The organism is Rhodococcus sp. 06-418-5 (assembly GCF_002258285.1).
Lineage (GTDB): Bacteria > Actinomycetota > Actinomycetes > Mycobacteriales > Mycobacteriaceae > Rhodococcoides.
Map to the genome: position 1 here is coordinate 72201 of NZ_NOYE01000025.1, position 12962 is coordinate 85162.

Annotated in this window: 15 protein-coding genes; 4 read left to right on the forward strand and 11 right to left on the reverse strand. The window is 65.4% G+C overall.

Translation table 11 applies throughout. The annotated features are described in order from the left end of the window. Positions 1–25 precede the first annotated feature (25 nt). Both CH274_RS18960 and CH274_RS18965 read right to left on the reverse strand, forming a co-directional pair. On the reverse strand, positions 26–628 hold the full coding sequence (locus CH274_RS18960; RefSeq protein ID WP_176459145.1) for a TetR/AcrR family transcriptional regulator: 603 nt from the start codon (positions 626–628) through the stop codon (positions 26–28). Then, positions 625–1296: a class I SAM-dependent methyltransferase gene (locus tag CH274_RS18965; RefSeq protein WP_256993638.1), complete on the reverse strand. Its 672-nt coding sequence runs from the start codon at positions 1294–1296 to the stop codon at positions 625–627. Before CH274_RS18965 ends, CH274_RS18960 begins: the two co-directional genes overlap by 4 nt. Positions 1297–1426: 130 nt before the next feature. On the opposite strand from CH274_RS18965, the gene CH274_RS18970 reads away from it, so the two are divergent. Then, entirely contained in the window at positions 1427–1858 is a 432-nt protein-coding gene (locus CH274_RS18970; protein ID WP_094658466.1) for a hypothetical protein, read from the forward strand. 70 nt (positions 1859–1928) lie between these two features. Here CH274_RS18970 and CH274_RS18975 read toward each other — a convergent pair whose 3' ends face one another. The 7 genes from CH274_RS18975 to CH274_RS19005 all read right to left on the reverse strand — a co-directional run bounded on the left by CH274_RS18975 (position 1929) and on the right by CH274_RS19005 (position 7405). Next, positions 1929–3413, reverse strand: a complete 1485-nt coding sequence (locus CH274_RS18975; RefSeq protein WP_094658468.1) for a carboxyl transferase domain-containing protein — start codon at positions 3411–3413, stop codon at positions 1929–1931. 9 nt (positions 3414–3422) lie between these two features. Beyond that, on the reverse strand, positions 3423–4622 hold the full coding sequence (locus CH274_RS18980) for an ABC transporter permease (RefSeq protein ID WP_094658470.1): 1200 nt from the start codon (positions 4620–4622) through the stop codon (positions 3423–3425). After that, the gene (locus CH274_RS18985; RefSeq protein WP_094631169.1) at positions 4619–5512 is read right to left on the reverse strand and encodes an ABC transporter ATP-binding protein; all 894 of its coding nucleotides are present in this window, start codon (positions 5510–5512) and stop codon (positions 4619–4621) included. The genes CH274_RS18980 and CH274_RS18985 overlap by 4 nt, the downstream gene beginning before the upstream one ends. A gap of 16 nt (positions 5513–5528) precedes the next feature. Beyond that, entirely contained in the window at positions 5529–6080 is a 552-nt protein-coding gene (locus CH274_RS18990; RefSeq protein ID WP_094658472.1) for a hypothetical protein, read from the reverse strand. A 2-nt stretch (positions 6081–6082) separates the two neighbouring features. Beyond that, positions 6083–6616, reverse strand: coding sequence for a hypothetical protein (locus CH274_RS18995; RefSeq protein WP_094658474.1), 534 nt, complete (start codon positions 6614–6616; stop codon positions 6083–6085). Beyond that, on the reverse strand, positions 6613–6885 hold the full coding sequence (locus CH274_RS19000; RefSeq protein ID WP_032372936.1) for a helix-turn-helix transcriptional regulator: 273 nt from the start codon (positions 6883–6885) through the stop codon (positions 6613–6615). Before CH274_RS19000 ends, CH274_RS18995 begins: the two co-directional genes overlap by 4 nt. Before the next feature lie 64 nt (positions 6886–6949). After that, complete coding sequence (locus CH274_RS19005; RefSeq protein ID WP_094658476.1) at positions 6950–7405, reverse strand: MarR family winged helix-turn-helix transcriptional regulator; 456 nt, start codon at positions 7403–7405, stop codon at positions 6950–6952. Between the two features lie 81 nt (positions 7406–7486). Here CH274_RS19005 and CH274_RS19010 point away from each other — a divergent pair, with 81 nt between their 5' ends. After that, entirely contained in the window at positions 7487–8317 is an 831-nt protein-coding gene (locus CH274_RS19010) for an alpha/beta fold hydrolase (protein ID WP_094658478.1), read from the forward strand. A 61-nt stretch (positions 8318–8378) separates the two neighbouring features. Here the strand turns inward: CH274_RS19010 and CH274_RS19015 are convergent, their stop codons facing one another. Beyond that, complete coding sequence (locus tag CH274_RS19015; protein ID WP_094658479.1) at positions 8379–10010, reverse strand: ABC-F family ATP-binding cassette domain-containing protein; 1632 nt, start codon at positions 10008–10010, stop codon at positions 8379–8381. A 59-nt stretch (positions 10011–10069) separates the two neighbouring features. Here CH274_RS19015 and CH274_RS19020 point away from each other — a divergent pair, with 59 nt between their 5' ends. Both CH274_RS19020 and CH274_RS19025 read left to right on the forward strand, forming a co-directional pair. Further along, complete coding sequence (locus tag CH274_RS19020) at positions 10070–10918, forward strand: aldo/keto reductase (RefSeq protein ID WP_094658753.1); 849 nt, start codon at positions 10070–10072, stop codon at positions 10916–10918. Between the two features lie 96 nt (positions 10919–11014). Next, positions 11015–11842, forward strand: a complete 828-nt coding sequence (locus tag CH274_RS19025) for a uroporphyrinogen-III synthase (RefSeq protein ID WP_094658481.1) — start codon at positions 11015–11017, stop codon at positions 11840–11842. A gap of 4 nt (positions 11843–11846) precedes the next feature. Here the strand turns inward: CH274_RS19025 and CH274_RS19030 are convergent, their stop codons facing one another. Further along, on the reverse strand, positions 11847–12914 hold the full coding sequence (locus CH274_RS19030) for an NAD(P)-binding domain-containing protein (RefSeq protein ID WP_094658483.1): 1068 nt from the start codon (positions 12912–12914) through the stop codon (positions 11847–11849). Positions 12915–12962: the final 48 nt, after the last annotated feature.

The window sequence follows — 12962 nt, forward strand, 5'->3', positions numbered from 1 at the left end:
CCAGGGTGCGTCCCGGCGTCGCTTCTCAGGTCGCGCGTCGACGCAATGCGGCGACCGCTGCGTTCAGTGTGTCGCGCAGTGGTTGCACATCGCCCGCGATGCGGGCGATCAGCATGCCCCCTTGCAGTGAGGCGATCAAGGTGGCGGCAGCGGCGGCCGGATCGGTCGCGACGTCGAGTTCGCCCCGGTCGATCATGCGACGAAGTCCCTGCTCGAGAGGTTGCTCCCAGCGCCGGAACGCGGCATGCAGGGCAGGAACGAACGCCGCGTCGTTCTTCAGTTCTGCAGCGAGTGAACCGAGGGGGCACGAGAACGGACCGCCTGGTTGTTCGTGATTTCGCACGATCTCGGCGGCCCAGGCGTCGATGTCGTCGAGGCTGTCGATGTGGGCCAGGCGTGGCTGAGCGGCGAGCACGCGCTCGAGTTGACGTGTGATGACGGCCTCGACCAGGTCCGACTTGTCGGAAAAGTAGTGGTAGAGCTGCGACTTCCCGGTCTCCGATGCGGCAAGAACGTCGTCGAGAGTGGTTCCCGCGACGCCGTGGTCGTACATCATCGATGCTGCGGCGTCGACGATCGCAGCTCTGGTTCGTCTGCCTTTGGCCGTTCTCGGCAGCTCCTTGCTCACGGGCCCTCGGCTCCTCGGTCGATGCTGTGAACAGCGAGTTCGATGAACACTCGGCCGTTCGATTCGATGGTTCGGCGGACCCGAAGCCCTGCAGCCACCGCCAGCGAGTACAGCGCACTCGCGCCGACACTGGCCCACGTGAACCACTCGCCCACCGAGCCGCCGGTCTCCCATCGAACCATTCGGTTCCGATCGTCCAGATCGGGGGTCGGCTCGACTTCGACGATGGCTGTTCCGCTCTCGTGCAGCAGTCTTCGTACGGTCGTCAACAGCGCGGCAGGATCGCCGCCGATACCGATGTTGCCGTCCGCGAGCAGTACGTGGGACCACTGCCCGGCCCTGGGGAGCGCTGAGAAGATGTCCTGTTCCACGGCGAACCCACCGCGGTGATTCGTCATCTCCACGGCGACCGGGGACGTGTCGACCCCCAGTGCGGGAACGCCGGCACGGGTCAGTGCCTCGGTCAACCGCCCTGGCCCACAGCCGAGATCGAGGGTGGGGCCGGTGCAGAACGCAATGGAGGCCTCGTCGGCCCGGATGTCGTCGACCGTCGAATGGGCTCCGCCCATCCAGCGTGCGATCGGCAGTTCGGTGCGTCGACCGTCGTAGTCGGAGATCCACGAGGGTAGGCCTGCGCGGCCGCGGCGATAGACGTCGTCTGCAATCACCCGATCGAATGTACCAGTGAGTACAGTCAGCGGCATCGCGGGGCGAAGCGCGTCAAATTTCCCGTGGGTGCCGTCAAGATTGCGTCAACACCTCTGTTCGACGCCACCGCGCGGCGTGAGACTTCCTCTCATGACACTTCTCGACATGCTTCCGTCCCTCGGTGCCGCATATGTTTCGCGGTGCGATCCAACGCTCTGGCCTGCAGATACGCATTGCGTCTGCGGCCGCATCACGGTCGACGGCGTTGCGCTGGAGGATCTTGCGGACGCGCAGGGCACTCCGGTGCAGTGGGGTTCGATTCTGGTGACTCGGGTGCGTTCGGTGATTGCCGGCGAGGTGGGCGTCGACGCCGAGTTCGCGGATCTGCGCCAGGCCGTGGTGGTCAACCGGCATTCGGTGGGTCCGGTGGTCAAGGTCGATGTGCACGGTCCGGGTCGACGCTGTATCGGTCCGGTGGAGCTTCCCGCCGACCTGCGTGCGGGTGACGTATTGGCGCTCGTGACCTCGCAGGTGCACGGCGGAGCCTGCGGTCGTTCCGCAGGCTCCACTCCGGTCTCGTAGCAGGGGTCGAGGCGGGAGTGGAGCCTGCGGAACGACCCGAAGGCACCTCGCTCACATGCGGCGGAGCCGCTCATCCCAGCGTGCGGTAGCGGGCGAGTCTGGATCGCGTGCGGGTGGCGGAGTCGACGGTGGACAACGTGCGCAGTTCTCGAACGATGGCATCGGCGACTCGGGCGGAAAAGGCGGCCGGTTCGTCGGCGGCGTCGGCGAGTTCGGGGACGATGGCGTCGACGATGCCGTCGCGCAGCAGGTCGACCGAGCGGATGCCCTGCGCCTCGGCCATGTCCGGGGCGTGAGCGGTGTCCCGGTGCACGATGGCGCTGGCGCCCTCGGGCGGAAGCGGTGCGAGCCAGGCATTCTGGGCACACAGCACGCGATCGGCGGGCAGAAGTGCGAGCGCTCCGCCGCCGGTGCCCTGGCCGAGCAGCACCGATACCGTCGGGGTATCGACGGTCACCAGGTCGGAGATCGAGCGGGCTATCTCAGGTGCCAGGCCGCCTTCCTCGGCTTCCTTGGAGAGGGCAGCGCCGAAGGTGTCGATCACCAGTACCAGCGGGATGCGTAGTTCCTCGGCCAGGCGCATGCCGCGTCGTGCCTCACGTAGTGCCGCAGGACCCATCGTGGCGGTGGCGGTGCTGCTGCTCCGGTCGTTGCCGAACAGGACGCACGAGGCTCCTCGTATTCGGCACAGCGACAACAGAATCGAGGTGTCGGCCTCGCCCTGTCCGGTGCCGCTGAGTGGAACGTGTTCGCTGGCAGTGTGTTCGATGAGTTGCCGAATACCCGGCCGGTCGGTGCGGCGAGACGACTGCACCGAATGCCACGCCGAAGTCTCGGGGATGTCCACCGATTCCTCGCCGGCATCCTCGGGCCACACGGCGGCGTCGACGATCACGCGAAGTGCGCGGATCAACAAGTGGCGCAGGTCAACCACCGGCACCACACCGTCGATGACGCCGTGCTGGTAGAGGTTCTCGGCGGTCTGGACGCCGTCCGGAAATGGCTTGTCGTACAACGCCTGATAGACGCGGGGCCCGAGGAACCCGATCAGTGCGCCGGGTTCGGCCACGGTGACGTGAGCAAGCGACCCCCAGGATGCGAACACGCCTCCGGTCGTCGGATTGCGGAGGTACACCAGGTACGGCAGGTGCGCGGCCTTGTGCGCGGTGACGGCCGAGGCGATCTTGACCATCTGCACGAAGGCGAGTGTGCCCTCTTGCATTCGGGTGCCGCCCGAGGTGGGAGAGGCGATGAGCGGCAGCCCCTCGGCCGTGGCGCGTTCGATGGCGGAGGTGATGCGCTCGGCCGCGGCAACACCGATCGAACCGGCGAGAAAAGCGAACTCGCACGCGATGATCACCACGCGTCGACCCTCGATGGTGCCCTCGCCCGTCAACACCGACTCGTCGACGCCACTCTTCTCCCGAGCCTTGGCCAGGTCCCTCAGATAGGACTCCCCAGGATGGACGTCCACCGGCGTGGAGTCCCACGACACGAAAGATCCGCCGTCGAGAACGGAATCGAGAATCTCGGCGGCGGACGTCCGTGGGTTCATGGAAGAACCCTAGCGAGCAAACGCTTCCTTCCACGAGACGGTCTTGCCGATCCGAAGAATGGAACGCTGGTAGATCTTCGCCGCGCCCATGGCCAGGGTCGCGGTGGTGACCACCATCAGAACCGCCGAGCCGACGATCTGCACCGGCGAGGTCACGCCCGCTGCAATTCGCAGAGGCATCATGATCGCGGAGAACGGCGGGATCCAGCTCAGCGTGTTGGCCAGGGTGCTCTCCGGATCACTGACGGAGTAGAAGGCCGCGAAGAACATCGCCATGATCAGGATCAACAGCGGCATGGTCGTCGAGTTGACGTCCTCCTGCCGCGAGACCATCGAGCCGCCCGCAGCGTAGAGCACCGCGAAGAATGCGAACCCGAGAACGAACCACGCGAGGGTTGCGGCGAAGACGCTCACCGCAGCACCCGTGACCGTGAGGACGCCCGTACCCAATCCTGCACCGACACCGGCTATTCCGTAGAGAGCAAGCTGCACGATGCCGACCGCGCCGATACCGAGGATCTTTCCCCACAGCAACTGCAGGGGGCGGACGGTGGAGAGCAGCAGTTCGACCACCCGAGAGGACTTCTCCTCGACGACGCCCATCGCGACGTACATGCCGAAGCCGATGATCTGGGCATACAGCAGAAACACTGCCGACAGGGCAAGTGCGGTCCGCTGACCTGCCTCGGGATCCGGGGGATCGATGGCGTCGACGGTGACCGTTGCGGCGCTTGTCGCTGCTCCGAGCTCGTTCTGATCGACACCCTGTTGCGCCAGTGCAGTATTGGTGGCTTGCGTTGCAACACTGCCTTCGACGACGGCGCGCAACGTTCCGGTCAGGTCGGACTCGGTGACGGCGGTGTACGCACCGTCGGTTCCGTCCGGAACCAACGCCACGTCGAGATCCCCGGATTCGACGCCGCTGCGTGCGGCCGCCGCGTCGGCGATCTCACGGACCTCGACCGGCGAGCCGACGGCGTCGCCGGTTGCTTCGACTACGGCCGCGATGGACTGGTCTCCGGCGATGCCGACGACGTCGCGCTCCTCGTCACCGCTGCCGGAGAAGATCGAGAACGCGACGATACCGCCGACGATGACGGCCAGGATGATCGCATTGCTGATGACGAAGCTCTTCTTTATCACCTGAACGGTGAACTCGCGCTTGGCTATCAACGACACAGCGCTGAAGGAGTTCAGTTGGGAGCTCATGCCACTACCGCCTCTCGGAACAGGTCGCTCAGGGAAGGTTTCTGGATGGAGAAGTCGTGTACCGGACCGGTCGCCAGTGCCGCCCGCAGGATCTGCTGGTCGTCGGCCCCGGGTGCCAAGCCCAGGACGGTGACGCCGTCGCTGTGGCCGAGGGTGCTCACTCCGGTGATGCCCGACGCCCATCCGGGTGCGGCGTTCGGTGCGTGGACGCGTAGCTGCGAATCTCCCGACCCGCGTAGCTCGTCGACGGTTCCGACGGCCTTCATCGAGCCCGCGGCGATGATACCGACGCGATCGCACAGGCGTTGCACCAGATCGAGCTGGTGGCTCGAGAACACCACCGGCACTCCGGCAGCGGCCTTTTCGCGCAGTACCTCACTCATGACGTCGACGGCAATCGGGTCGAGGCCGGAGAACGGCTCGTCCAGGACCAGCACCGCGGGGTCGTGCACCAGCGCGGCCGCCAACTGCACGCGCTGCTGGTTACCCAGGCTCAGCGCGTCGACGGTGTCGTTGACGCGCTGATCGATGCCGAGACGTTCGGTCCAGCGGATCACCGCGGCCTTGGCGTCCTTGGACGACAGGCCGTGCAGCTCGGCCATGTAGGCCAACTGCGGGCCCACCTTCATCTTGGGATAGAGGCCGCGCTCCTCGGGCATATAGCCGATGGTGCGGCGGACGTCGAGGTCGACGGGCTTACCGCCCAACAGAACCTGGCCGGAATCTGCCGACAGGACTCCCAGCGCGATGCGCATCGTGGTGGTCTTGCCTGCGCCGTTGCTGCCGACGAAGCCGAACAGCTCGCCCGGGCGGACGTCGAAACTCAGGTTGTCCAGGGCGATCTTGTCGCCGTATCTCTTGGAGACGGAGTCGATCGTGAGGGTGCTCATGGTGCCCTTTCGGTCGTTACTGCTGGTCGAAATTCGGGATGTCGTCGAGTTCGGGGTCTGGGGTGATCCACGCGAGAATCATTGCCGGAGAGCATATTCCGGTCATCAGTGCGGCCAGAGTCCAGCCGCCACCCGCATAGGCGAGCCGGGACATGTCCTCGAACGACACCGAGAGGAAGATGGACGCGAATGCGGCTGCCATCACCAGCGTCTGCGTGACGGTGAGGCCGATGGAGCGAGCTTCGTTGCGCTGCTGCTCTTCCCATTCGTCCAAAGCGCCGACGGGTGCGTCGCCGTGCCGGCCGGAGACAATCTGTAATGCCGTCCAGATCGGAATGAACAGCAGTGCCGCCGGTATCCAACCGAGTGCGAACCACTCGGAGAACAGGCTGCCGATGCTGACGACGAAGAAGGCGAAGAGGAGTACGGCCACAGCTACCACGAGGATCTGGCGTCGACGCTGTGTGCGCCACTTCGGAAGCCAATGGCGAGTCTTGGCGTCGTTCTCCAGGAATCGGCGGGTGCGATAGGCCTGATAGCGGGTGAGGATGTCGGGTCGTTCGCTCATGGTCAGCCGTCCTCGGGATCGGGGTCGGGGGTGATCCACGCGAGGATCACTGCCGGGGCGCATCCACCTGCAAGCAGAGCAGCGAGCGTCCACAATCCTCCGGCGTAAGCCAGATTTTCGTTGTCGTACGCTCCCGACAGCACGATCAAGACCAGAAGTGCCACCAATACCAGGGCCTGGGTTACGGTGAGGCCGATCGAACGTGCTTCGTTGCGCTGCTGCACTTCCCATTCGTCGAGTGCTCCCACCGGTGCATCGCTGTGGCGACGGGACACGGTTTGCAGCATCGTCCAGGCGACGAGAAACATCACAGTGGCCGGGATCCATGCGATCGGTGCCCACCGGGAGAAGAGTGACCACACGGCTATCACCAACAGGGTGAGCAAGGACGTCATCAACATTACGGCGAGTATGCGTCGACGTTTCTGGGTGCGCCAGTTCTGAAGCCAGTGATGGGTTTTCGCGTCGTGCTCCAGGAATCGGCGCGTGCGATAGGCCTGATAGCGGGTGAGGATGTCGGAGCCGGGTGTGGTCATCGATCCTTCTCCCTTCGGAAGAGTTCGGCGGAGAGCGGTCCGAGTTCGGTGCGCGAGAACACCGCTTCGATCGGCAGATCGAAGACGTCGCAGATGCGCATCGCAAGGTCGAGGCTCGGGTAGTGGTCGCCTCGTTCGAGGGCACCCACTGTCTGGGGGTTCACTTCGACGAGTTCGGCCAGTTGCGCGCGGCTCATCTTTCGTTCTGCCCGCAGAACACCCACCCTGTTGAAGATCGGGAGCGCGGTACCGCGCTTGACGGGGCTCATGACAACGAAGTGTTGTATAAACCCAACGATATGTCAACTAGTAATAACAGTTTTATCGATGTGTCTACTGGCTCTGGTGTTCGCGAGCGGCCACGACCACCGCGTGCATGGTCGTCAGAAAGTCGTCGATCGTTGCCCGCTGCTCGGGTGTGAAACGTGCCAGCTCGTCGACTGCTCGGCCGATGACGGGGCCGAAGAACCTGGTGCCGAGTTCCGACGCGTGAGCGGTCACGCGCAGCAGTACTCGGCGGCGATCGGCTGGGTCTGCTTCGCGTGATACCAAGTTGCGCTTGCTCATTCGATCGACCAGGGCGGTGACGGATGCCGATTCGAGGCCCAGCTGTCCGCCGAGCCAGCCGGGTGTGGCGCGCGTTCCGGCCCGGTCGGCATCGAGGAGGCAGATCAGCGCGCGGATGTCTGTCGGGTGAAGTGAGTGCTTCTGAGCGAAGTCCGCGCCGAGGAGATCGAGTTCGACGGTGAGCGCTCGCAACCGATGTACGGCGGCGACAGGTTCGGTCATGTGTCGATCCCTCGGGAGTTGCTGTACGAGTAGTCTCTCTATTGTCTACTATCTCGATCATCGAGAGAATAGAGGGTCGCAATGATGCTGGACGGATTCTTCACCGCCTACGACCGAGTTCTGCAGAAGTGGCCGGCTGATACCCAGGCCATCGACGCGAACACGGTGCACGGCACCACACGAATCAACGCCTGCGGACCCGTCGACGGCCCGCCCTTGGTGCTGCTCCCGGGGGCCGGTGCGACGTCGACCGTGTGGTTCGCCAACGTCGCGGCGCTGTCTCGGCACCATCGGGTGTACGCGATGGACCTCATGGGCGACGTCGGGCGCAGCGTGCCCGGGGAACGCGCCATCGACTCTGTCGAGGAGCTACTGGGTTGGCTGTCGGCCGTCCTGGATGAGCTGAACGTGCCAACCGTGGCACTCTGCGGCCATTCCTATGGCGCGATGATCGCGCTGGCGTACGCCCTGCGAAACCCGAGCCGCGTCGATGCGCTGACACTCCTGGATCCCAATGCTTGCTTCGGCTCCATGAGTCCGCGGTACCTGCTGCACGCGATTCCGATTCTGCTTTCTCCCAACGAAAAGCGACAGCGGCGCTTCGTGGCGTGGGAGACCGATGGCCTGGCTTTGGATTCGGACTGGCTCGACGTCCTCGCGCTCGGGGCCGCACATTTCCCGACGGCGAAGACCATCGTTCCGAAGCGGCCGAAGCCCGCTGCGTTCGAGGGGTTCGACGTGCGGACCACCGTGGTCCTGGCTGGGAAAGGGAGGGTGCACAACGCCGCTCGGATCGAAGAGGTTGTGCATGCCGTTCTGCCGAGTGCGAGGACGGTGATACTCGGCAGCGCCACGCACCACGGTTTGCCGATGTATCCCGCCGCCGAGGTGAACGAGATTCTGATGGACTGACGTGAATCGGGTGCAGCCGACCGCGCTCACCGCGGTCGGCTGCACCCGATTTCACTGCGACCTACAGTTCCGACAGCTGCCCGTCGGCCATCGTCCAGTGCCTCGTGCTGCGGACCGTGTCGAGCATTCGGCGATCATGCGTCACCAATAGCAGCGTGCCCTCGAAGTTCTCCATCGCGCGTTCCAGTTGTTCGATGGCAGGCAGGTCGAGGTGGTTGGTCGGCTCGTCCAAGACCAGCAGATTGACTCCGCGGGCCTGTAGCAACGCGAGCGCTGCGCGGGTTCGCTCGCCGGGCGAGAGCGACGACGCCGGCCGCAGTGCATCGTCGCCGCGTAAACCGAACTTCGCCAGCAGGGTGCGGACGTCGGCGTCCGGCCACTCGGGAACTGCAGCGCTCAAGGCGTCGGACACTGTGCCCTCGCCGACGAAATATGCTCGCGCCTGGTCGATTTCGCCGACGGCGACTCCGGATCCCAGTGAGGAAGTGCCCTCGTCCGGGCGGAGCCTGCCTAGTAGAACCGACAGCAACGTCGTCTTGCCGGATCCGTTGGGCCCGGTGATCAGAATGCGATCGCCCCAGTCGATCTGCGTCGTCACCGGTCCGAACGTGAACCCGGATCGCCGCACGAGTGCACCGCCCAACACCGACACGACGGTTCCGCTCCGGGGAGCCGCGGCAATCTCCATTCGCAGCTCCCATTCCTTGCGGGGTTCCTCGACCACTTCGAGGCGCTCGATGCGACGTTGTGTCTGACGAGCTTTCGCGGCCTGCTTCTCCGTCGATTCGGCGCGGGTCTTGCGGGCGATCTTGTCGTTGTCGGTGGCCTTGCGTCGCGCATTGCGCACCCCCGACTCCATCCAGTTCCGCTGCATCTGCGCCCGTGACTCCAACGCGGACTTGGTGTCTGCGAACTCGTCGTACTTCTCCCTGGCATGCTGGCGGGCAATCTCGCGCTCAGCCAGATACGACTGGTAGCTGCCGTCGTACACATCGATGCGACGCTGAGCTCGATCGAGCTCCACGACGCCCGTGACTGTGCGTGCCAAGAATTCGCGATCGTGACTGACGACAACGATGGCCGCCCGCGTCGCGACGACGAACTGCTCGAGTTGCTCGAGGCCGGCCAGATCGAGGTCGTTCGTGGGCTCGTCGAGCAGCAGGATGTCGTAGCGAGCGAGCAGAATCGCGGCGAGCCCGGCGCGGGCGGCCTGCCCACCCGACAGGTCCGTCATGAATGCGCTGCCGTCGACCTCGAGGCCGAGGTCCGCCAGCACCTTTGCTGTTCGCTCCGCCAGATCTGCGCCGCCGAGTGCCAGCCACTTCTCCAGCGCCGGGGTGTAGAGGTCCTCGTCACTCGAGCCCAACGCCTCGGCGGCCGCGTTCATCGACGATTCGGCCTCGGTCACCCCGGTCCGTCGACCGAGGAAGTCCAGCACCGTCTCCCCGGCGATGCGCTCGGGCTCCTGAGCCAGGTAGCCGACCGTGGCGTCGGGCGGGCTGGTGTGGATCTCGCCCTCGTGATCGGCGGTTCCCACCCCGGCGAGCAGCGTCAACAGGGTCGATTTGCCCGCACCGTTGGCCCCGACGAGCCCGATCACGTCACCCTCGGTCACCGTCAGATCGAGGCCGGAGAACAGGGTGCGATCGCCGTGGAAAGCGGCGAGATCATCGATACGAAGCGTTGCGGTCACCGAACAAGTATCTCCGGCGCAATGGGAACAGATTCACCGTGCCGCCCGTTGCCATTCGTATGACGTATTCAGCCGAGACCAGTACTGTCCCGACCATCGTGCTCAACGACGGCACGTCCATTCCCCAGCTGGGGTTCGGTGTGTGGCAGGTGCCCGACGACGGTGCCCAGGCCGCGGTGACCGAGGCACTGAAGGTCGGCTACCGCAGTATCGACACCGCCAAGGTGTACGAGAACGAAACCGGCACCGGCCGGGCCATCGCAGAATCCGGCATCGCCCGTGACGAGCTGTTCGTCACCACCAAGCTGTGGAACGACGACCAGGGCTACGACTCCACGTTGAAGGCGTTCGACGCCAGCATGGATCGCCTCGGACTCGAGTACCTCGACCTCTACCTCATCCACTGGCAGCAGCTCGACCGCGACAAGTACATCGACACCTTCAAGGCATTCCAGAAGCTGAAGGCAGACGGCCGCATCGGATCCATCGGCGTCTCCAACTTCACCATCCCCACCCTGGAGAAGCTGATCGACGCCGTCGGTGAGACCCCGTCGGTCAACCAGATCGAGCTGCATCCGCGGCTGATCCAGGAAGAGCTGCGTGCGTTCCACACCTCGAAGGGCATCGCCACCGAGGCCTGGAGCCCACTGGGATCGGGCACCATCATCGACGAGCCGGTGTTCGCGACCATCGGTGAGGCACACGGCGTCACCCCGGCCCAGGTCATCCTGCGCTGGCACATCCAGCTCGGCAACGTGGTGATCCCCAAGTCGGTCACTCCGAAGCGCATTGCCAGCAACTTCGACGTGTTCGGCTTCGAGCTCAGCAACGACGAGATTCAGCAGATCAACGCCTTGGACTCCGCAGACGGCCGCACCGGCCCCGACCCGGACAAGTTCAGCAGCTGATGTGAGCGGAACTTCGTAGTGGGCTACGAAGTCCGGAGTGGAGCCCGCGGAACGACCACGGGCACAGCGTGCACATAGGGGGCTTAGTCTGTACTCATGTCCGATTCGCTCGACGGCAGGACCGTTGCCCTCACCGCCGAGCGGCGTGCAGACGAATTGGCCACCATGCTCGAACGCCGCGGCGCGAACATCGTTCACGCCGCGGCGATTCACGTTCTGCCCCTGATCGACGACTCGGAGCTGAAGTCCGCCACCGTGGGCATCGTCGAACGACCGCCGCAGATCGTGGTGATCAGTACCGGCATCGGTTTCCGGGGCTGGCTCGACGCGGCCGCGGATTGGGGTATCCGCGATGATCTGGTTGCTGCTCTTGCACATTCGCGCATCATTGCTCGGGGCCCCAAGGCGCGCGGTGCCATTCGCGGTGCGGGGCTGCGGGACGAGTGGTCCCCGGCCACCGAGGCCTCGCAGGAAGTGTCCGATCATCTCGCCGCCGAAGGTGTTGCCGGCGTGGACATCGCGGTTCAGCTGCACGGGGTGATCACCGAGTGGGAACCGACGATCCATCTCGATGCCGCACTGAGCGAACTCGGGGCACATGTGCGGCCGGTTCCGGTGTACCGGTGGATCCGCCCTCTCGATCAGGCTCCGCTCCTCGATCTGTTGGGGCAGATCATCGACCGACGCGTGGATGCGGTCACGTTCACCAGCGCCCCGGCGGTGGCCTCTCTTCTCTCGACAGCGAAGGACAACGGCCTGCTCGACGCCTTCCTCGACGCACTTCGCGGCCCTGTCGCCGCGATCTGCGTGGGGCCGGTGACGTCGGCACCGTTGGATGCGTTGGGTGTTCCGACGTCGATGCCGAGCCGGGCGCGGTTGGGCGCGCTGGCGAAGTTCGTGACCGAGCAGCTCGGCTCGCCGTGAACAGTCAGCCCAAGGTGTCGAGCAGCTCCGTCACCGCGGCTCGTCCCGCGCGATTTGCCCCGATCGTGCTTGCGGACGGCCCGTAGCCGAGTAGGTGGACGCGATGGTTCGCGGCCACCCGGGTGGTGAGCCTGCCGTCCATGACTATTCCGCCGCCGTGCCCGCGCAGGCGCAGCGGAGCGAGGTGGTCGAGGGCGCTGCGAAAGCCGGTGGCCCACAGGATCACATCGGCGTGCTGACTCGACCCGTCCTCCCACACCACCGAATCTTCCGTGATGGACGAGAACATGGGCTTTCGATCGAGCGCGCCGCGTTTGCGAGCAGCGGCCAACGACGGCGTCAGCAGGAGCCCGGTCACCGAGACGACCGAGCCGGGTGGCAGGCCGGCCCGCACCCGCTCCTCGACCATGGCGACGGCCTTGCGTCCGGCATCGTGATCGAATTCGCCGTCCCGGAACACCGGTGGTCGACGTGTCACCCAGGTCGTCGTGGTGACCTGGGAGATTTCGTCGAGCAGTTGGACGGCCGAGATGCCGCCGCCCACCACGACGACGTGCTTGCCCGCGAACTCGTCGGCGGTCCGGTAATCCTTGGTGTGCAGTTGCCTGCCCGTGAACGTCTCGGCACCGTCGTAGTGCGGAACGAACGGCTTCTCCCACGTCCCGGTCGCGTTGATCAGTCCCTCGGCCATGACGACGGTGTCGCCGGCTTCGACCCGGAATCGGGGTTCTCGGTCGCACACGACGGTCACCGTGACGGGGCGTCGAACATGCAGTTCGAAGCGTTCCTCGTACGCGCGGTAGTAGCGGGGGACGGCGTCGGCGGCGCGGATCGTCTCGGCAGGCTCGTCGCCGAGGGTGTCGGCGAAGGCCATACCGGGCAGGTCGTGCACCCCGTTGACGGTGCTCAACGTCAGCGAGGGCCAGCGGAACTGCCACGCGCCACCCGGGCCGGGCGAACGGTCGAGCATCACGAACCCCTCACCGGCGGTCAGTCCCGCGCGATGGAGGTGATAGCCGGCCGAGAGTCCGGCTTGGCCGGCACCGATGACGGCGACCCGAGTGTCGATCATGCAGACCAGTAGATCAGGCCCCGCACTGTCGATTCCTGTACTGGTGGG

Coding starts and splice junctions, on each gene's coding strand:
- CH274_RS18970 (WP_094658466.1), top strand. CDS start 1,427: ATGACACTTCTCGACATGCTTCCGTCCCTCGGTGCCGCATATGTTTCG.
- CH274_RS18975 (WP_094658468.1), bottom strand. CDS start 3,413: ATGAACCCACGGACGTCCGCCGCCGAGATTCTCGATTCCGTTCTCGAC.
- CH274_RS18980 (WP_094658470.1), bottom strand. CDS start 4,622: ATGAGCTCCCAACTGAACTCCTTCAGCGCTGTGTCGTTGATAGCCAAG.
- CH274_RS18985 (WP_094631169.1), bottom strand. CDS start 5,512: ATGAGCACCCTCACGATCGACTCCGTCTCCAAGAGATACGGCGACAAG.
- CH274_RS18990 (WP_094658472.1), bottom strand. CDS start 6,080: ATGAGCGAACGACCCGACATCCTCACCCGCTATCAGGCCTATCGCACC.
- CH274_RS18995 (WP_094658474.1), bottom strand. CDS start 6,616: ATGACCACACCCGGCTCCGACATCCTCACCCGCTATCAGGCCTATCGC.
- CH274_RS19000 (WP_032372936.1), bottom strand. CDS start 6,885: ATGAGCCCCGTCAAGCGCGGTACCGCGCTCCCGATCTTCAACAGGGTG.
- CH274_RS19005 (WP_094658476.1), bottom strand. CDS start 7,405: ATGACCGAACCTGTCGCCGCCGTACATCGGTTGCGAGCGCTCACCGTC.
- CH274_RS19010 (WP_094658478.1), top strand. CDS start 7,487: ATGATGCTGGACGGATTCTTCACCGCCTACGACCGAGTTCTGCAGAAG.
- CH274_RS19020 (WP_094658753.1), top strand. CDS start 10,070: ATGACGTATTCAGCCGAGACCAGTACTGTCCCGACCATCGTGCTCAAC.
- CH274_RS19025 (WP_094658481.1), top strand. CDS start 11,015: ATGTCCGATTCGCTCGACGGCAGGACCGTTGCCCTCACCGCCGAGCGG.
- CH274_RS19030 (WP_094658483.1), bottom strand. CDS start 12,914: ATGATCGACACTCGGGTCGCCGTCATCGGTGCCGGCCAAGCCGGACTC.